Here is an 18,843-nt window from a genome sequence, read left to right as displayed (position 1 = left end):
TCGCGGTTCGCCTGGTATGACAGCAGAGTGCTAATATGACTGCATTGAAAGCAATCTTGACGAGGCACATCATGCCGGTGATCACCGTTCGAAATTTGCCCGATGAAGTGCATCGAGCACTTCGCATTCGCGCGGCCCAGCATGGCCGCAGCACCGAAGCCGAAGTACGCGACATTCTCGAACAGGCCGTTCTGCCAGGCGGGCGGCTCAAGCTGGGAACGATGCTGGCGGCAATCGGGCAGGAGGCCGGTGGATTCGATTTCGATGCCCAGCGCGACAAGACGCCTGCCGATCCGATGAGCTTCGAATGATCCTTGTTGATACGAATGTCATTTCCGAACCGCTACGACGCGAGCCGAGCGCGGCCGTGATCGAATGGCTCGATGCCCAGAACGTCGAAACGCTGTTTCTGGCCGCGATCAGTCTCGCGGAAATACGGTTGGGCGTGGCAGTGTTGCCCGAAGGGCGCCGGCGAGAGTGGCTGCATCAGAGCATCGAGCAGCGCGTGCTGCCATTGTTTCGCGGCCGGATCGTGCCATTCGACGATGCTGCGAGCAAAGCGTATGCGAGGCTTCGTGCACGCGCACGTGCCGCAGGTGCGGCAATCGCGCCTTCCGATGGTTTTATCGCCGGCACGGCCGAGGCGAACGGCCTGATCGTCGCCACGCGCGACGTCACGCCGTTCGAGGCGATGGGAATTCGCGCAATCGATCCGTGGGCGCGCTAGCGAGCGCGCGGCTGCCGGTCCCGCAGGCTGCCCCCCAATTGAAAAACGCGCCGTGCGATGCGGCGCGTTCTGCTTCGGGCGGGCGCGCACGCCAGCCCGAAACGATGGCAGGCAGGCGCGCGACCCTGGTTGCGGTTCAATCAACCCCGTGAAACACCGCGTCCTCCGGCCCGAGATATGCCGGCGGACGCCACGTCGCGTCGCGCATCGAATGCTGGACGAGATTCTCGACCCCGAGCAGCACCGCGAAGATCGCCATCCGCACCGGAATGCCGTTGTCGGTCTGCCGGAAGATGGCAAGGCGCGGGTCGCGGTTCAGGTCGACCGACAGGTCGTTCGCGCCGGGCCGGCTGTCGCGCGGCAGCGGGTGCATGATCAGTGTGTCGGGCTTGCACGCGGAGTCGACGAGCGCCTGGTTGATCTGGAAATCCGGCGTGTAGCCTTCGAACGACTCGTCGGTGAAGCGCTCCTTCTGGATCCGCGTCGCGTAGACGACGTCCGCGCCGCGCAGCCCGGCCGCGAGGTCGGTCGTCTGCTCGATCACATGGCCGTTCGTCGCGATCTGGTCGACGATGTAGGCCGGCATCTCGAGCGTCGGCGGCGACACGAGCGTGAACTTGAGCCCGCGGTACAGCGCGAGCAGCTTGACGAGCGAGTGCACGGTGCGGCCGTACTTCAGGTCGCCGACCAGTGCGATGTGCGCGCCGTCGACGATCTTGCCGAGCCGCGAAAACTCGCGCTGGATCGTATAGAGATCGAGCAGCGCCTGGCTCGGGTGTTCGCCGGGGCCGTCGCCGCCGTTGATCACGGGCAGGTTGGTCGCGCGCGCGAACTCGGCCACCGAGCCTTTCTCCGGGTGGCGGATCACGAGTGCGTCGACGTAGCCAGCCATCACGCGGCTCGTGTCGTAGATCGATTCGCCCTTGGCCATCGACGAGAACGTGAAGCCCGTCGTGTCGCACACCGAGCCGCCGAGCCGGCAGAAGGCCGCGCCGAACGAGACGCGGGTGCGCGTGCTGGCCTCGAAGAACAGGTTGCCGAGCACGGCGCCTTCCAGCACGCGCGAAATCTTGTGGCGTCGCGCGATCGGCTGCATCACGTCGGCCACGCGGAACAGCGCCTCGACCGAATCCCGCGAGAACTGGTCGACCGAGATCAACTGCGGCTTGCCTTCAAACAGGAACTGCTTCGAGAGTCCTTGTTTGTCTACGCTTTGCGTATAGTCCGCGCCATCCGGTGCCGGGCGCTCGACGATTTCCGACACGAAGCGCTCGACGATCTCGGGCATCCCGCGCGATTCCTGCGAGTCGTCGGGCAATAGCCAGGTATCCAGTGCGCGCCGGCTGACGCCGATGCGATTGGCGAACGCTTCGCGGGTCATGTTGAGGCGGCGCATCGCGTCGCGGAGGAAGGCTTGCTGGGGAACGGTCATCGGCGGCTCCTGACGGAAAATATACGCGGTGCGTATATTAGATCCTGACGCAATGAAGTCAAGGAAAATCTGCTCGAACGGGCTGTGTGGCGCGTGTCACACGCGGTGGCGTCGTACTGGCGCGCCGCGTTCGTCTCCGTATAATCAGGTCAGGCCCCGTGCCCGGCATCTTGCCGGGCGCCATGCCGCAAACAATTCGCCCGGTCGGGCTTGCTGATTCGAAGGAGAATGAGAATGACGCGTACGATTGCTGCAATGCTGCTGGTGGTGACCGCCGCGCTCGCCGGTTGCAACACGGTCGCCGGCATGGGCCAGGACATTTCGAAGGGCGGCCAGGCGATCAGCGATACGGCTGAAAAGGCCAAGTAAGCCGACCGGTTCCGGAATGCAGAAGGCGCCGGGCCGTCCCGCGATTGCGGGGCGGCCCGGCGCCTTTTTTTCGGCCGGTGCCGACGCTGGCGGCGTCAGGCGTGTTCGACGAACGCGTAGCGGCCTTCGACCTTGCGCGGCGTGAACCAGCCGTAGTCGGGGAACATCCGGTTGCGCACGTACCAGACGTAGCCCACAAGCAGGGCCGTGATCAGGAGACTCGGCAGCGCGGTCGACGGATCGCGTCCGAGCTCGGCGATGGTCTTCGGCAACTGCAGCAGCGACAGCAGGATGAACGCGTGATAGGCACCGACGCGATGGGTCGCGAAGCCCCAGATGAACAGCAGCGATAGCGGCACGGTCAACGCCAGGAACACGGCTACGAGGCCCGTGCCGGCGCCGCTTGCGAAGAAGTAATACGCGAGCATGAGGCTGATCGCCAGTTGGGCGATACCGAGCGCGACCAGGATCCGGACGTGCACCCTGTTCTTGCGGCAGCGCTCGGGGTCGGGGCGCGATGCGATCAGGTGCGCGAGCACGCGGTCCTTGAGCCCCTGTCCGGACAGTTCGGCCAGTGCGTCGGCCTTCCTCGTTCCCGCGGAGAGCAGCACCGCGATTCTTGTTTTGGCTTCCTTCCTGTTCATTGCGTGGCGGATTGTTTTTCGATGGTTGTCAAAGGGTCCGGCCACGCGAATATTGCATCTTGCGGGGTGGCGCGCAATCGATTTGCGGTACACGGACACATTCCTACAGTCGCCGGGGCGCGCGGGCCAGGGGCCATGTGAGGGGAGGAAGTGGCCGCCGTTGCCGCAATCCCGTGATGACCGCGGGTCAGTCGGCGGCGGTTTGCGCGGCGGTGGGTGCGGGGCTGGCCGGCCGGGCATCGTGCGTGTCAGCGGGCTGCTCGCGCCGCCGCGTCGCGCCGACGAGCATGCCCGCGACGACGAGCGCGATGCCGGCGACTCGCGTGAGGTTCAGCGTCTCACCGAACAGCGCGACCGCGAACAGCACGGCCGAGACCGGCGCGACCGCCGTGAAGAGCGCGGCCTCGGTTCCGCTGGTGCGCGCCGAGCCGGCGTACCAGCACAGGTAGCCGAGCACGGTCGGCACCAGCGCATAGTAGGCGATCGCCGACACGGCGCTGACGGTCCAGCCGTCTGCGACCGCGCGCCATTCGAATGCAGCCGGCACGAGCGCAAGCACGAAGCCGAGGCCCGACATTGCGGTGGATAGCGCGAGCGGCGGCAGCGGCGCGGCAAGCCGCCGGTTGAGCAGGATGAATACGGCTTCGCACGCGACGGCGGCCAGCACCAGCGCATCGCCGGCAAGCGTCTGGAGCGACGGCATCGCGTGGCCAGGTGCGAACGTGACGAACAGCACGCCGGCCGTGGCGAGCGCGGCGGCCGCCCAGTCGCGCGGCGTCTGCCGCTCGCGCAGCACGACGGCCGCGATCAGCGTCGACATGGCCGGCAGCGTGCCGAGCATCACGCCTGCGTCGAGCGGCGACGACAGCTTCGTGCCGCTGATCAGCAGCACCGTATAACCGACGCCGCCCGCCGCGGCCTGGATGACGAGCAGGATGGCGTCGTGCGTGGAAACGCGCGGCCAGCGCATTCGTTGCGCGCGCATCAGTGCGAACAGCAGCGGTGTCGCGATCAGGAAGCGCAGCGCGGTGGCCGCGAACGGCGGCAGGCCGCCGGCCGCGAGGCGGCTCGCGATGACGGTGCTGCCGACGCCCGCCATCGCGGCGGCGAGATAGAGATAGCCAATCAGTCGTGTCTTCATGCGCCGCATCGTCGCGTACGGCGGCAACGTGCGTCTTGAACGAAATTGCAGCGGGGCAGGCGCGTTGAATGCGGTGCGTGCGTGCGCGGGCGGGTACGGGGAACGGTTGCCGTCGCCGTGGCAGCCACCGTCGAATGCGGTGTGGCCGGCGGCCCGTTGCGCCGGGAGAGCGCTGGCGTCAGACCGCCTGCGCAAATCGCCCCGGCGTGATCCCGAACTGGCGCGCGAACGCACGCGTCAGGTGGCTCTGATCGGCAAAACCGGCTTCGGCCGCGGCATCCGCGATCGGCATCCCGCTGGCGAGCAGCGCACGTGCCAGCCGGGCGCGCGACTGGATCAGGTACGCATGCGGCGTGATGCCGAGCTCGCGCGCGAAGCCGCGCAGCAGCTGAAAGCGGCTCACGCCGCTCAGGCCGGCCAGCTCGGCGAGCGAAACGGGGGCGGCCGGCGCGGCGTCGAGCCGCTCCCGGGCGAAGCGGACCGCCGGCGCGACGCCGGACGCCGGCAGCGTGCGGTTCGCATGCCGGGCGAGCAACCCGGCGACGAGCATCACGAGTGCCTCGTCGCGGGCGAGCGGCTGGGATTCTCCCGCGACGATGCGAGCATGCAGCCGGCCGACGGCGGCTGCGAGCCGCGCGTCGCGCACGGCCGGGTGCGCCAGCTCGACGCCGCCGAGGCCTTCTTCCGCCGCGACGCCCGCGACCAGCGCGGGGGCGAGGTACAGCATCCGCCAGCGCCGGCCCGTGCCGGCATCGATCGGCGAACCGTCGTGCATTTCGCCCGGGTTGACCATGATCGCGTCGCCGGCCAGCGCGTCGACCTGCCCGCGGCCGCTCCACGACCGGTGCGCACCGCTGACGATCACGCCGACCCCGAATTCGTCGTGCGCGTGGCGCGGGAACGCGCGGTCGGATTCGAGGCTGATCGCCTCGATGCCTTCGCCGGTGCGTCGGTAGTGGGTGACACGGTGCATGTGCGCTCCTCGCGCCGGTCGCGGCGCGGATGACGTGCACTTTAGCGCGTTCCGCCGCCGCGCGCCCTTCATCCTTTTGGCGGATACCGCGCGGGGCGCGCAGCCCGCACCATGTGCACATCGGCAGCGTACATGGCCCGCCGGGCCTGAAGCTGCGCGGGAGACGGCAGGTGGAACGACAGGATCCGGTATTCATTCAGGTTGGCGCGCTCGCGGACGGCTTCGCGCCGGAAGCGAACATCCTCGCGTCCGTCGACGCGCTCGCCGGGCGAACGCTCGCACTCGGCGACGCATCGGGCGCATGGCGCGTCTATTCGTTCGAGCCGGGCGCGCTGCAGTGGCGTGACGCGGCGACCGGCACGGGCGGCCGCGAGCCGTGCCGCGTGACGCGGCTGCGCGACGGGCTGTACTTCGTCGACTACATCGACACGGCTGCCCGCGCGACGTCGGCCAGTCTCGTGATCGATCTCGACAATGGCGTATGGACGTCGGTCGTCGGCGTGCTGCCGACCGAAGCCGACACGCGCATCGACGCATTCACGCGCGTCGCGCGCGGGCTGCCGCTGACGGGTGTCGACGCGGCATTCCGGCACGGCACGCTCGGTGGCCACGCGCAGCCGGGGCCGCTGCACGCGCCCACGCGCGAGCTGATCGGCAAGCGGACGATGTACCGTTACAGCCCGACCGAATGCTACGAGCACATCTACCTGAACGAGAACTTCTACGCGTGGCAGTGCCTGCAGGGCGTCGAAGGCGGGCTGGCCGATGTCGACCGCTGTCATTACTTCAGGATCGCCGACGAACTGTATCTGTTCGTGTGGCGCGAAAAGGTGGTGCCGACGCTGGGCGTCGTCCTGATCGACCTCGCGCAGCGCAAGACCGACGGCAAGATCTTCGGCTATCAGGGCGGTGATTTCGGGTCGCTGTCGAACTTCCAGATCGGCGCCTACGCGCAGGTGCTGAACGAAACCGTGCATCCGTTCGGCGGCGAGGCGCAGCGATGAATGCCGTGCTGGGCAGCGGCCGCGTGCGTGCGGATTTCAGCGGGCGCGTCGTGCTCGTCACGGGCGCCGCGCAGGGGATCGGCGCGGCGATCGCACGCCGTTTCGCGGAATCCGACGCGTTCGTCGCAATCGCCGACCTGAACGGCGACGCGGCTGCCGCGCAGGCCGATGCGCTGGCCAGTGCGGGTGGCGATGTGCGCGCGTACCGGGTCGACGCAGCCAGCCGCGACGAACTGGGCGCACTCGTCGCGGCGGTCGAGCGCGATGGCGGTCGGCTCGACGTCGTCATTCATAACGCCGCGTATTTCCCGCTGACACCGTTCGCGCAGATCGACGAGCCGACGCTCGAACGAACGCTGTCGGTCAACCTGTCGGCGCTGTTCTGGCTCGCGCAGGCCGCGTTGCCGGCATTCGAGCGTGCAGGGGCCGGGCGGCTGCTCGTCACGTCGTCGGTGACGGGGCCGCGCGTCGTCTATCCGGGGCTCGCGCATTACGCGGCGTCGAAGGCCGGCGTGAACGGCTTCATTCGTGCGGCGGCGCTGGAGCTCGCGCGTCGCAACGTGACGGTCAACGGCGTCGAGCCGGGGATGATCCGCACGCCGGCGGCCGGCAATCTCGGCGACGCGTCGGTCGCGGCGCAGATCGCACGCGACATCCCGCTCGCGCGGATGGGCGAGCCGGAGGACATCGCGAACGCGATGCTGTTTCTCGCATCGGCCGACGCGGCGTACATCACGGGGCAGACGATCGTCGTCGACGGCGGCGCGACCTTGCCGGAGAGCGGTGCAGTGCTGGGAGACGGGTAACGGTGGCCGCGAGCCGGTGTGAGCAGCCGCTGCGGCAACGGCGCGGCTTGCGTGGCGAGCCGAGCAAGCGCCGGCCCGCACGCCGCCACGATTACAGCCAGCCGTTGCGGATGAATTCGACGATCGAATATTGGCGATTCTCGAGATCGTGCTGCCGGACAGCTTCGACGATACGCGATACGCCATCCGCATAGGGCGTCGCGCCGTACACGCGCGACTCGAACTGCAGGCTGCATGCGCCGTCGTCGATGCGGATCCGGTGCACCGCATGGCGGCCGAGCTGATCGTCGGGGATGCCGAATTCGCTGCGCTGCACGTCGGGGTCGCGCACGGAACGGATGTCCTCCGGCCGCACGCCGAGCGACTGGCCGATGCCGACGGCCGTGCCGGGGACGGACGTCTTGCCGGCCTGATGCGACTCGGTCAGGCTGATTTCGCAATCGCGAAACAGGTGGCCGCTGGTTTCCAGCATGCTCATGAACTTGAGCATCAGGATGTTCGTGTTCGGACAGAGCACGACCGGGAAATCGTGCGACGCGGTTTCGAGGTCGGAGCCGGTGGACAACTCGATGAGCGGCGACGCGGTGGCCTGGCAGAACGCGATCGCGGCGGGGAGTTCGCGGCCGGAACCGGCATGCACGACGATCGAACGGGCGTCGATACGTCGGGCGTCGCTACGTCGGGCGTCGCTACGCGTCGCGTCGGTTCGCGTGCTGTCCGACCACGGCATCACGCGACAGGTTGCCGGGTCGAGCTTGTGCGCATCGAGCAGCTCGTTGGCCAGCTTGCCGGTTCCTACGACGATTACTTGCATGGAATTGACGGGTTGGGATTCAGGATTCGAGCCGGGGTGGCGCGGGCCGTCGGGTAGCCCGGTACGGCGGTCGCGGCGCGCGTCGCGCCGGACCAGCCTCGCGCATTATGCCCGGCCGCCCGCATCCGTGCCCGCCGGGCCGTGCCCATGACGTCGCGGGGCGTCAGCTTGCCGATGCCGTCGGCAGCCATGCATTCGCCGCATTCTGCGCGGCGAGTTGCTTCGCGATCGAGCGCGCGAGGCGGTCCGTATCGGATGCCACCGTGTCGTGCTTCGCTTCCGACGCACCGTGCAGGCCGGCGCCGACTGCCGCCGACGTCGCGAGCCGGCCGGCCGCCGCGCCCACCCCGGCGGTTTCGACCATGCCGGGCAGGTGGCCGCTGTTCGCGCTGGCCGAGAACGTGCCGAGCGGCTGCGGTGCGCCGTGCACCGGCTGGAACAGCACGGTGACCGATGCGCCCACTTCGCTCTTGCCCGCGCCGAGCCCGATCAGGATGCGGCGGCGGCGGTTGCCGGCGTCGATCGTATCCAACCGGCCTTCGATTACCAGTGCGTCGCGGCCGTCGGGTACCGGGCCGCGCAGCGCGGGAATGCCTTGCGACCGGAGTTCGCGCACGAGCGCGTCGGCAAGCTGATCGCGGGTCTTCAGCGCGCTCTGCTGGCGCTTCGCGTCGGCGGACGAACCGGTGGCGAGCATCGTGAGCTTGTTGATCATTCCCCCGTCGACCTTGACGTCGGTGGTATCCACGTCGAACGCGGATACGTAGACGACGTCCGCATGAACCTGCGGCAGCGTGCGGGCCGCGGGCGCTGCGGCCGTGGTCGTGGTTGCCGTCGATGCGCAACCGGTCATCGCGAGTGCGCCGGCAATCAGCGCGGTGGTGGTCAGACGTTTGGCATGGGCAGCCAATGTGTGAAGGGAAGTGAACATGTCGATCTCCGTGGCCTGGATGAATTTGCCGATACTGTCGCGGCATTCAGGAACGCGAACGATCGGAAGCGGGGCGTGATTGCTGGCGAGGGAGAGGTTTCATGCCGCTGCGCAACACGCAGGCGCAAGTATGCGGAGGTCGGGTGTCACGCGCCACGCAGGAATTATGTCGGCGCATGTCACGTGCCGGAGTCCGTGGCAGCGCAACGAACTCGGGCCATCAGGCCGTCAGGCTATCAAGCTATCAGCCGTCACGCCGTCAGCCGTCAGCCATCAGCCATCAGCCATCAGCCATCAGCCATCAGCCATCAGCCATCAGCCATCACGCCGAGAGTGACGGCGGGGCCGGCGCGGGTGAATCGAGGGGCAGTGCGACGACGGCCTCAAGGCCGCCGCCATCGCGGTCGCGAAACGTCAGCGAACCGCCATGCAGGCGGGCGATCCGTTCGACGATCGCTAGGCCGAGCCCCGTGCCGCCAGCATGGCTGCGCGCATTCGCGCCGCGGTTGAATGGCGCCTTGAGACGTTCGAGTTCGGCGGCGCCGATACCGTTGCCGCGATCGCTGACGACTGCATACGCGATACCGCGTTCGGTCCAGGTCCGTACGCCGAGGCCCGTGCGGCCGTACACGACCGCGTTCTGCATCAGGTTCATCAGCAGCCGCATCAGGCTGATCGGGCGGAACGCAAACGCGGGCACGTCGCCTTCGTCGAAATCGAATTCGTGTCCGAGCCCCGCGAAATCCGCGACGAGCTGGCCGATCAGCGCATTCAGGTCGCCGGTTTGCGGGGTCTCGCGCTCGCCGCTGCCCGCGTAATCCATGAATTGCTGCAGGATCGTATCGATCTGGTCGAGGTAGTGCTCGGCCGACGCGGTGAGCGCGTCATGCGTGCCGCGCGGCAGCGCCATCGCGATCGCCAGGCGCAGCTTCGTGAGCGGCGTGCGAATGTCGTGCGACACGCCGGCCAGCATCAGCGAGCGGGTCGCTTCCGCCTGTTGCAGCGCGTCGGCCATCCGGTTGAACGCGCGGCTCACATCGGCGATTTCGGTCGGGCCGTCGGTCGGCAGCGGCGGCGGGCGCTCGCCGGCGCTGACGCGCTGCGCCGCGCGTGCCAGCGCGTCGAGCGGCCGGTTCAGGTGGAGCTGGATCAGGTAGCCCGTCAGCGCCGCGAGCAGCGCCAGCGCGACCGACAGCACGAGGGCCGTCGTGATGCCGCTCGCCTGCGCGTCGGCCGCCATCGGCAGCGGTACCCACACCGGCGTGCCGGCAGCATGAAGCCGGATCCACAGGCGTTCGTCGTCGCCCGACTGCCAGCGTGCCGGCAGGTCGGGCGGCAAATGGCGTTCGAGCGCCTGCATGAACACGTCGCGTTGCCAGGTGCGGAAGAAGGCCGCGAGGTTCGGCGCATGCGGCGGCGCAGCAGGCGGCGGCGAAGCCTGGCCGCCGAGCTGCGCGACGATCGTACGGCCCGCGTCGGGCGGCATGCCGGCCAGTGTCCGGTCGAGCAACTGCACGTAGTCGGAAAAGATGATCGACGCGCGCTCGATGCGCGGACGCTGCACGTAGTGCAACAGAACGCCGAGGGAACAGACGAGCGACAGCGCGACGAGCGCGACCAGCAGCGCGATGTTGCGCGCGAGCAGCGAGCGCGGCAGCGGGATGCGCATCACGCTTCGACGCCGGCCACCAGCATGTAGCCGATGCCCCAGACCGTCTTGATGAAGCGCGGCTTGCCGGGATCGTCCTCGACGATCTGGCGCAGCCGCAGGATCTGTACGTCGACGCTGCGGTCGAGCGCGGCGTGGTCGCGGCCGCGAGCGCGGGCGAGCAGGTTCTCGCGGCTCACCGCGCGGTTCGGCGACGAGCCGAGCGCATGCAACAGCAGCATCTGCGCCGAATGGATCTCGACGGGCACGCCGTCGCGCATCAGCGTCTGCTGGCCGACGTCGAACGTGAATGCGCCGAAGCGCAACCGCTGCGACGTCACCGTCGGTTCGCCGGCGGCCATCTTCTGCCGCCGCAACAGCGCCCGGATGCGGGCCACGAGTTCGTCGGGGAGAAACGGCTTGGCCAGGTAATCGTCGGCGCCCGTCTCGAGGCCGACGACCTTGTCCGCCGCGTCGCCTTTCGCGGTGAGCATCAGGATCGGCAGCGTCTGGCCTTCGGCACGCAGTCGCCGGCACACGCTCAAGCCGTCCTCGGGCTCCATCATCAGGTCGAGCACCAGCAGGTCGTACGGTTCGCGCTGCAGCAGGCGGTCGAGCCGCTTGCCGTCGGCCACCGCGCGGACCTGGAAGCCGTGGCCGGTCAGGAAGCGCTGCAGCATGTTGCGCAACTCGGCTTCGTCGTCGAGCACGACGATCCTGCAGGTCTGTTCCATCGGCTGCCTCCCGGTGCGTGCCGCGCGGCCGGACTCGCGCCGCGATCAGCGGGCCGCCATGCGCTGGCGCATGAAACCGGCGAGCTGCGCGAGCGTGACGTAGCCGTTGTGCTGCACGTCGATCTCGTCGAAATGCTGCGCCACCATCGGCATGCCCGCGGCGGCCTGCTCGCGGGTGAGCTTGCCGTCGTGCGTCGTGTTCGCGTTGGCGAAGCGGGTCTGCAACTGCATCAGCGCATGTTCGGCGCGTGCGCCGCCGGCCGCCGCACCCGGCGGCACCTGCTGGGCCGACGCTGCTGCTGAGACGATACACAAAACGACGGCGGCAATCATCTTCTTGATGGACTTCATGGGGTTTCTCCTTGCGTGGCCGACGGTCTGCGCCGGCCGGGTGGTTGATGAAACTGAATCGGATGGCATGCGAAACGGATCGCTGCGGGATTACGCCCAGTGCGCGGGAACCCAGACGCGGCCGGCCCAGTGGGCCGGCACCCAGACGACGGCGCGCGGCGGGTGAGCGACATACACGGCGCGTGGGGCGACGTACACGGAGCGCGGCAGCGGCGGCGCGAGGTACAGCACTTTCGGCGGCGGCGGAGCGACGTAGACGACGCGCGGCGCGGGGGCGACCACGACGGCCTTCGGCGGTGCGACATGCACGACTTTCGGCGGCGGCGGCGTGACGATGACGGCCGCCGGGGCGGGCGGCGGCGCCGCGACCACGACAGCGGCCGGTGCTGGCGCGGACGGCGCAACGGCGACCGTGGCGGTAGCCGGCGGCGCCGCCACGACCACGGCGGCCGGCGGGGGCGGCGCGACCGGAACCGGAACCGGGATCGGCACCGGCACCGGCCCGCCGGCCACGACAACCGCGCCGCCTGCGGCCGTGCTGCCGTGGATCACCGTCGTGCCGCCGGCCGACACCGTGCCGCCATGGACGATCGTCGAACCACCCGACGTCGTCACGACGCCCGGCGCCACGCGCGTCGCGCTGCCGGAATGCGTGACGCTCCCGCCGTCCGTGCCGGTCACGGTGCCCGAGCGCGAGCAGGTCGAGCCTGCACAGTTCGTCGAGGCGGTGTGGCTGGCCGTGTTGCCGCCCGAACCCGTGATCGTGCCGCTCGACGTGTACTGGCCCGGGCCGGTGCGCGTCACGCTGCCGGACGTCGACGCGCTGCGACCGTCCGAGCCCGTCAGCGAACCGGTGTGCGAGCAGGTGCCGCCCGCGCAGCTCGTGTCGCCGTTGTGCTCGACCGAGCGCCCGTTCGGGCCGACGGCCGTGCCGCTGTTCGAGAACTGGCCCGGCGCGGTGCGCGTGACGGTGCCCGTATTGGTGGCGAGACCACCGCCGGGGCCGATCACGCCGCCCGCATGCGAGCAGCTGCCAGCGCCGCACGAGCCGGCATGCGCGCCGCTGTAGGTGCCGCGCGGCGTGTAGGCCGTGCCGTGGCCGGACCAGCCGGCGAAGGCCGGCGCGCTGGCGAGTGTGACGAGGGCGGCGGCGGTGACGAGGAAGCGGGTTTTCATCGGGTGTCCTTGCGGTTCGTTTCGGTGCACGCGGTGGCGTGGCGACGGGACGAACTTTAGGACGGCGACGCGCGCCCGTCGCGTCATGAAAGATGTCGCGGTGTTACACGCGGCGCGGTGTTTTTCGGTACGACGAATGCGTGCATCGGTCGCGTCGATCGCAGGTGTGGCGCGCCAGGCAAGGCTGACGGCGATGCGGTGACGACCGGTTGATGTTGGGCGGCATCGGCCGGCGCATGTCGTACACGGTCCGGATATGTGTCGCGGCGACATGCGACGACACATTTGCCCACCGGTTCATGGACGAGCCGTGTCGATCCACATGGGTCGCACAGTCGCCGTCGAATCCATCGACATCCATTTCGCACGCTGCCGGCTGGCTCCGCCGCGACGTGCCGCGACACAGTTCTCGCCGGACGCACACACGCCCGACAACCGCCGGTCCGATCGCGCGCCCATGAATGCCCGCGACCGCCGTCCACCGCGCGAACGCATTTCACCGCGACATACCGCGACACACGGCGACATATTTCCTGCGTGGTTTTTCCGTTCGTCGCCCACTACAGTGCGTTCCATTCGACGCGACGGCAGCACGTGCCGCCCATGACGCGTCCGATTCAACCGAAGGAAAGACCCATCATGCTCACCACCACCGGAAAGCTCGCGTACTTCGTCACGCTCTTCATCGTCGCCGTCTCGCTCGTCGAGGCGGCCGTGCTCACCTGGCGCCGCAGCCGCCAGCCCGAACCGTTCGACTGGAACGAGGTGTGGCTGTCGCTGGCCGATCTCGCGGGCCGCAAGCTGCTCGCGCTGGTGCCGCTGTCGCTCGCCACGCCGCTGTTCGATTTCGCATGGGCGCACCGGCTCTTCACGATCCCGCTCCACAGCGTCGCGCTCGCGCTGCTCGTGTTCGTCGGGCAGGAGTTCTGCTACTACTGGTATCACCGCGCGTCGCACCGCGTGCGCTTCTTCTGGTCGACGCATGCGGTGCATCATTCGCCGAACCAGTTGACGCTGTCGTCGGCGTTCCGCCTCGGCTGGACCGGCAAGATCGCCGGGGCCGCGATGTTCTTCACGCCGCTCGTGTGGCTCGGCGTGCGTCCGGAAGCCGTGCTCGCGATCCTGTCGTTCAACCTGATGTACCAGTTCTGGCTGCACAACACGTGGATGCCGAAGCTCGGCTGGCTCGAATACGTGTTCAACACGCCGTCCGCGCATCGCGTGCACCATGCGTCGAACCTCGATTACCTCGATGCGAACTACGGCGGCGTGCTGATCGTGTTCGACCGGCTGTTCGGCACCTATGTCGCCGAGCGCGCCGACGAGCCGTGCCGCTACGGCCTCGTCACGCCGACGCGTTCGCGCAATCCGTTCGTCGTCGAGCTCGAGCACTGGGCGAGCCTGGCACGCGACGTCGCGACGGCCCGCGACGTGTGGACCGCGATCCGTTTCGTGATGTTGCCGCCGGGCTGGCGGCCGGGCAACCAGGGCGAAACGACGGAGGAACTGCGCCGCCGCAGGCTCGTCGCCGTGCGCACGGATGCGTGAACGGCGCTACGCTGTCGGAACTTCGACCATTCACCCTCGATCCTGGAGAACCTATCGATGGAACACGACCTGAAAGGCAAGGCAGTTGCGATCACCGGCGGATTCGGCCATCTGGGCGTCGCAACGGCGGTGTGGCTCGCCGAGCGCGGCGCACGCGTCGCGTTGATCGGGCGCGGTGCGGCCCCGGCGGCGCAGGCGCTGCCCGGCGTGCCGGCAGATGCGCTGCGCATCGGCGGAATCGATCTCGTCGATCCGCAGGCTGCCGTGCGGGCGCTCGAATCGATCAACCGCGAATTCGGCCGGGTCGACGCACTGCTGAACATCGCCGGCGCATTCGTGTGGCAGACCATCGCCGACGGCGATGCCGCCACGTGGGACCGCATGTACGAGCTGAACGTGAAGACGGCGCTGAACGCGTCGAAGGCCGCGCTGCCGTACCTGCTGGCGAGCCCGGCCGGCCGCGTCGTCAACATCGGCGCGGGCGCGGCGTTCAAGGCCGGCGCGGGCATGGGCGCGTATGCGGCCGCGAAGGCCGGCGTCGCGCGGCTCACCGAGGCATTGGCGGCCGAACTGCTCGACCGCGGCGTGACGGTGAACGCGATCCTGCCGAGCATCATCGATACGCCGCCGAACCGCGCGGACATGCCGGACGCGGATTTTTCGCGCTGGGTGCGGCCGGAACAGATCGCGGCGACGATCGGGTTCCTGCTGTCGGCCGATGCGCAGGCGATCACCGGCGCATCGATTCCGGTGAGCGGCCGCGTGGCGTAACGCGCCCGGGCGGGGCTGACCGGGGCCGGCCGTGCGTACAATGTCGCACCGGCTTGCGCGACCCAAACCCGAGACCATGAATCAGCCCAATATCCTGATCGTCGAAGACGAAATGGCGATCGCGGACACGATCGTCTACGCCCTCGGCACCGACGGCATGCAGACCGTCCACTGCACGCTCGGACAGGCGGCGCTCGACCACTTGCGCGACACGCGTTTCGATCTCGTGGTGCTCGACGTCGGCCTGCCGGACCTGAGCGGCTTCGAAGTGTGCCGGCGTCTGCGCACGTTCACCGATATTCCGGTGATCTTCCTGACCGCGCGGCACGACGAGATCGACCGGATCGTCGGGCTCGAAATCGGCGCCGACGATTACGTGGTCAAGCCGTTCTCGCCGCGCGAGCTGGCGGCGCGGGTGCGCGTGATCCTGCGCCGCTTCTACCGGACGGCCGCGCCGGAACCGGCGCCTGCACCCGCGCCCGCGGGATCGCCGGCCGAAACGACCGCCCCCGGCTTCACGCTCGATACGGACGGCGCGCGCGTCTCGTGGCTCGGCCACGCGCTGGACCTCACGCGCTACGAATTCGGCCTGCTGGCGCTGCTGGTCCGGCATCCGGGGCGCATCTATTCGCGTGAACAGCTGATGGACCTCGTGTGGCACGAGGCATTCGATTCGGCCGATCGCACGGTCGACACGCACATCAAGACGCTGCGCGCCAAGCTGCGCGCGATCGATCCCGAGCGCGACCCGATCCGCACGCATCGCGGAATGGGTTATTCGCTGCAACCGTAACGACCGGCACCGCCCATGCATATCGGCCTGCGCATCTTCTTCGGTTTTTTCCTGATCGTCGGTCTCGCTGCGCTGATCACGCTGCGCGTGTTCGTGCAGGAGGTGAAGCCCGGCGTGCGCGAGGCGATGGAGGACACGCTCGTCGATACCGCGCAGGTGCTCGCGACGCTGGCCGCCGACGACATGGCGAACGGGCATATCGCCGACGGCGCGTTCGCGCGGCAGCTCGGGAAGCTGCACGAGCGTCCGGTCAGCGCGAACGTGTGGGGCATCCAGAAGAACGCGATCGGCTACCGCCTCTACATCACCGACGCGCACGGCATCGTGCGCTACGACTCGTCCGGCAGCGCGGTCGGGCAAGACTATTCGCGCTGGAACGACGTGTACCGGACGCTGCGCGGCGAATACGGCGCGCGCAGCACGCGCAGCGATCCGAACGACGACAGCAGCACCGTGATGCACGTTGCGGCGCCGATCCGGCGCGGCAACGAGATCATCGGCGTGCTGACGATCGCGAAGCCGAATCAGACGGTCGCACCGTTCATCGCGCGCAGCCAGCGCAAGATCATGCTGTACGGCGCGTTGCTGATGGGCGGCGCGATCCTGATCGGCGTGGCGTGCACGTGGTGGCTGGTGCTCGGGCTGCGGCGCCTGCAGCGCTATGCGCGCGCGATCGCGGCCGGCGAGCGCGCGGCGATGCCGCTGCAGGGCGCGAACGAGCTGGCCGAGCTCGGGCGCGCGGTGGAAAGCATGCATCAGCGGCTGGAGGACCGGCAGTACGTCGAAACCTACATCCACACGCTCACGCACGAGATGAAGAGCCCGCTGGCCGCGATCAGCGGCGCGGCCGAGCTGCTGCAGGAAGACATGCCGGTCGCGAACCGCCGGCGTTTCACCGAGAACATCCGCCGCCAGGCCGGCCGCCTCGAACAGATGATCCGCAAGCTGCTCGCGCTGGCCGAGGTCGAGCAGAAGCAGCGCCTGTCGGTGCACGAACCGGTCGCGCTGCGGCCGGTGCTCGAACAGCTCGTCGACGATATCGAGCCGCGCGCGCGGCAGCGCGGCGTGAGCCTGCGGATCGACGCGAACGATGCGGCCGATCCGGCGGTCGTCGAAGGCGATCCGTTCCTGCTGCGCCAGGCGCTCGGCAACCTGCTCGACAACGCACTGGATTTCGCGCCGCAGGGCAGCACGATCCGGATCGCGCTTGAACGGCAGCCGGCGGGCAGGGCGCACGTCGCGGTCGTGCGCGTCGACGACGACGGCCCCGGCGTGCCCGACTACGCGCTTGGGCGCGTGTTCGAGCGTTTCTATTCGCTGCCGCGCCCCGACGGCCAGGATCGCAGCACGGGCCTCGGGCTGTGTTTCGTCCGCGAAGTCGCGATGCTGCACCGCGGCCAGGTCGCGCTCGCGAACCGCGACGAAGGCGGCGCGTGCGCGACGCTCACGCTGCCGTCGGCCGGCTGACCGCGCTTCACCCTCGCCACACATTCGCTTCACACCGGCTTCAATCGCCCTTCACCGGGGCCGCTCATGCTGACCGCATCATCCACTTCGGTATCCGTCAGCAATGAATCGAGTCCTGTTGTTCAAGTCCGTGATCACCGCGTTTCTCGCGCTGGCGATCCTGATCCCGCTGCAGATGGTCCAGAGCATCGTGCGGGAACGCGCCGACTACCGGCAGAGCGCGCTGCAGAGCATCTGGGCGAGCTACGCGGGCCCGCAGACGGTGACGGGCCCCGTGCTCGTCGTGCGTTACACGGAAGTCACGCGCGTGCGCGACGATTCGCCGGCCGGCGGCAAGACCAGGACGAGCCTGAGGAGCGAGTCGAAACGCCTGCTCGTGTTTCCGAAGACGCTGAAACTCGACGGCACGCTGTCGGTCAGCGTGCGCTATCGCGGCATCCACAAGGCGCTGGTGTACGGGCTCGACAGCCGGATGACGGGCACGCTGCCGCTGCCGGACCTGAAGAAGCTGCCTGAGGCCGACGGCCACGTGAGCTTCAAGATCGACGGCGCGTATGTCGCGCTCGGCATCGGCGATCTTCGCGGGCTGAAGGCGCAACCCGACCTGCGCATCGGCGGCAAGCCGCTCGACGTGGAGCAGGGCACGCGGCTCGACAGCCTGCGCCAGGGCGTGCACGCGAACGTCGATCTCGCGGCGCTGGCGGAGGCAAACGCCGGCGCGGCGGTCGTGCCGTTCAGCATCGGCCTGCCGCTGGCGGGGGCGGAATCGGTTGCGTTCGCACCGGTGGGCGACCAGAACGACTTCTCGCTGAAATCGACATGGCCGCATCCGAGCTTCGGCGGCGAATTCCTGCCGGCCGAGCGCACGATCGACGCGCGCGGTTTCACGAGCAACTGGCACGTGACGTCGTTCAACACGAAGGCGCGCGAACAGGTCGCGTCCGGCAACGGGGGGGGCGAGATCGAGATGGCGTCGGTATCGGTGATCGAACCGGTGAACGTCTATCTGCAGGCCGAGCGTGCGACGAAGTACGGTGCATTGTTCGTGATGCTCACGTTCGCGAGCTTCTTCATGTACGAACTCGTGAAGCGGCTGCGCATTCACCCGATCCAGTACACGCTGGTCGGCCTGTCGCTCGCGCTGTTCTTCCTGCTGCTGCTGAGCCTGTCCGAGCACATCGCGTTCGGCTACGCGTATCTCGCGGCGAGCGGCGCATGCATCGGGCTGCTCGGCTTCTACCTGTCGTTCGTGCTGCACAGCGTGAAGCGCGGTGCGACGTTCACGGTGCTGCTCGCGATGCTGTATGCGGCGCTCTACGGGCTGCTGCTGTCGGAAGACAATGCGCTGATGCTCGGTTCGCTGCTGCTGTTCGCGATTCTTGCCGGCATCATGACGCTGACGCGCCGTGTCGACTGGTATTCGCTTGGCGCTGCGTGGCAGCCGCTGGCCGACAAGCAGGGTGCGGCGGCCGCGAAGCCGGGAGCGCCGGCGAAGTAAGCGTACGGGTCGCGAG

General features: G+C 68.7%; 20 protein-coding genes. 10 read left to right on the top strand and 10 right to left on the bottom strand.

What is annotated here, in order from left to right; all coding sequences use genetic code 11:
• The first annotated feature begins 71 nt into the window (after positions 1-71).
• The gene (locus HWX87_RS25795; RefSeq protein WP_059619278.1) at positions 72-311 is read left to right on the top strand and encodes an Arc family DNA-binding protein; all 240 of its coding nucleotides are present in this window, start codon (positions 72-74) and stop codon (positions 309-311) included.
• Complete coding sequence (locus tag HWX87_RS25790) at positions 308-727, top strand: PIN domain-containing protein (RefSeq protein ID WP_176049915.1); 420 nt, start codon at positions 308-310, stop codon at positions 725-727. The genes HWX87_RS25795 and HWX87_RS25790 overlap by 4 nt, the downstream gene beginning before the upstream one ends.
• Before the next feature lie 136 nt (positions 728-863).
• Here HWX87_RS25790 and HWX87_RS25785 read toward each other — a convergent pair whose 3' ends face one another.
• Positions 864-2,159, bottom strand: a complete 1,296-nt coding sequence (locus HWX87_RS25785; RefSeq protein ID WP_176049914.1) for an aspartate carbamoyltransferase — start codon at positions 2,157-2,159, stop codon at positions 864-866.
• Positions 2,160-2,393: 234 nt separating this feature from the next.
• Here HWX87_RS25785 and HWX87_RS25780 point away from each other — a divergent pair, with 234 nt between their 5' ends.
• On the top strand, positions 2,394-2,528 hold the full coding sequence (locus tag HWX87_RS25780; RefSeq protein WP_009688930.1) for an entericidin A/B family lipoprotein: 135 nt from the start codon (positions 2,394-2,396) through the stop codon (positions 2,526-2,528).
• Between the two features lie 95 nt (positions 2,529-2,623).
• Here the strand turns inward: HWX87_RS25780 and HWX87_RS25775 are convergent, their stop codons facing one another.
• The 3 genes from HWX87_RS25775 to HWX87_RS25765 form a co-directional block, all read right to left on the bottom strand.
• The gene (locus tag HWX87_RS25775) at positions 2,624-3,172 is read right to left on the bottom strand and encodes a permease (protein ID WP_176049913.1); all 549 of its coding nucleotides are present in this window, start codon (positions 3,170-3,172) and stop codon (positions 2,624-2,626) included.
• A 187-nt stretch (positions 3,173-3,359) separates the two neighbouring features.
• Positions 3,360-4,313, bottom strand: coding sequence for a DMT family transporter (locus HWX87_RS25770; RefSeq protein ID WP_176049912.1), 954 nt, complete (start codon positions 4,311-4,313; stop codon positions 3,360-3,362).
• A gap of 178 nt (positions 4,314-4,491) precedes the next feature.
• The gene (locus HWX87_RS25765; RefSeq protein WP_176049911.1) at positions 4,492-5,286 is read right to left on the bottom strand and encodes an AraC family transcriptional regulator; all 795 of its coding nucleotides are present in this window, start codon (positions 5,284-5,286) and stop codon (positions 4,492-4,494) included.
• A gap of 170 nt (positions 5,287-5,456) precedes the next feature.
• Between HWX87_RS25765 and HWX87_RS25760 the strand changes: the two genes are divergently transcribed.
• Together HWX87_RS25760 and HWX87_RS25755 are read left to right on the top strand one after the other, a co-directional pair.
• Complete coding sequence (locus tag HWX87_RS25760) at positions 5,457-6,290, top strand: molybdenum cofactor biosynthesis F family protein (protein ID WP_176049910.1); 834 nt, start codon at positions 5,457-5,459, stop codon at positions 6,288-6,290.
• Positions 6,287-7,096, top strand: a complete 810-nt coding sequence (locus HWX87_RS25755) for an SDR family oxidoreductase (protein WP_176049909.1) — start codon at positions 6,287-6,289, stop codon at positions 7,094-7,096. The genes HWX87_RS25760 and HWX87_RS25755 overlap by 4 nt, the downstream gene beginning before the upstream one ends.
• A 91-nt stretch (positions 7,097-7,187) precedes the next feature.
• On the opposite strand, the gene HWX87_RS25750 is transcribed toward HWX87_RS25755, so the two are convergent.
• From HWX87_RS25750 to HWX87_RS25725, 6 genes are all read right to left on the bottom strand, one after another.
• Complete coding sequence (locus HWX87_RS25750; protein ID WP_176049908.1) at positions 7,188-7,910, bottom strand: dihydrodipicolinate reductase C-terminal domain-containing protein; 723 nt, start codon at positions 7,908-7,910, stop codon at positions 7,188-7,190.
• 163 nt (positions 7,911-8,073) lie between these two features.
• Positions 8,074-8,841, bottom strand: a complete 768-nt coding sequence (locus HWX87_RS25745; RefSeq protein WP_176049907.1) for a DUF4410 domain-containing protein — start codon at positions 8,839-8,841, stop codon at positions 8,074-8,076.
• Positions 8,842-9,163: 322 nt separating this feature from the next.
• Complete coding sequence (locus HWX87_RS25740) at positions 9,164-10,510, bottom strand: ATP-binding protein (protein ID WP_176049906.1); 1,347 nt, start codon at positions 10,508-10,510, stop codon at positions 9,164-9,166.
• Positions 10,510-11,223, bottom strand: coding sequence for a response regulator (locus HWX87_RS25735; protein WP_176049905.1), 714 nt, complete (start codon positions 11,221-11,223; stop codon positions 10,510-10,512). Before HWX87_RS25735 ends, HWX87_RS25740 begins: the two co-directional genes overlap by 1 nt.
• A 45-nt stretch (positions 11,224-11,268) precedes the next feature.
• Entirely contained in the window at positions 11,269-11,574 is a 306-nt protein-coding gene (locus HWX87_RS25730) for an EF-hand domain-containing protein (protein WP_244137758.1), read from the bottom strand.
• A gap of 90 nt (positions 11,575-11,664) precedes the next feature.
• Positions 11,665-12,750, bottom strand: coding sequence for a hypothetical protein (locus HWX87_RS25725; protein ID WP_176049904.1), 1,086 nt, complete (start codon positions 12,748-12,750; stop codon positions 11,665-11,667).
• A 639-nt stretch (positions 12,751-13,389) separates the two neighbouring features.
• Between HWX87_RS25725 and HWX87_RS25720 the strand changes: the two genes are divergently transcribed.
• The 5 genes from HWX87_RS25720 to creD all read left to right on the top strand — a co-directional run bounded on the left by HWX87_RS25720 (position 13,390) and on the right by creD (position 18,827).
• The gene (locus HWX87_RS25720; RefSeq protein ID WP_176049903.1) at positions 13,390-14,298 is read left to right on the top strand and encodes a sterol desaturase family protein; all 909 of its coding nucleotides are present in this window, start codon (positions 13,390-13,392) and stop codon (positions 14,296-14,298) included.
• A gap of 57 nt (positions 14,299-14,355) precedes the next feature.
• Positions 14,356-15,069: an SDR family NAD(P)-dependent oxidoreductase gene (locus tag HWX87_RS25715; RefSeq protein ID WP_176049902.1), complete on the top strand. Its 714-nt coding sequence runs from the start codon at positions 14,356-14,358 to the stop codon at positions 15,067-15,069.
• 76 nt (positions 15,070-15,145) lie between these two features.
• Complete coding sequence (gene creB / locus HWX87_RS25710; RefSeq protein WP_176049901.1) at positions 15,146-15,862, top strand: two-component system response regulator CreB; 717 nt, start codon at positions 15,146-15,148, stop codon at positions 15,860-15,862.
• A 15-nt stretch (positions 15,863-15,877) separates the two neighbouring features.
• Entirely contained in the window at positions 15,878-17,329 is a 1,452-nt protein-coding gene (gene creC / locus HWX87_RS25705; RefSeq protein WP_176049900.1) for a two-component system sensor histidine kinase CreC, read from the top strand.
• A gap of 103 nt (positions 17,330-17,432) precedes the next feature.
• Positions 17,433-18,827 carry a cell envelope integrity protein CreD gene (gene creD / locus HWX87_RS25700; RefSeq protein WP_176049899.1) on the top strand — a complete coding sequence of 465 codons (1,395 nt, stop codon included), beginning with the start codon at positions 17,433-17,435 and terminating at the stop codon, positions 18,825-18,827.
• Positions 18,828-18,843 lie beyond the last annotated feature (16 nt).

The organism is Burkholderia sp. BCC1644 (genome assembly GCF_902833225.1).
Taxonomy (GTDB): domain Bacteria; phylum Pseudomonadota; class Gammaproteobacteria; order Burkholderiales; family Burkholderiaceae; genus Burkholderia.
The sequence above is the reverse complement of the archived record's forward strand: the minus strand, read 5'-3'. Positions and strand labels throughout refer to the sequence as shown.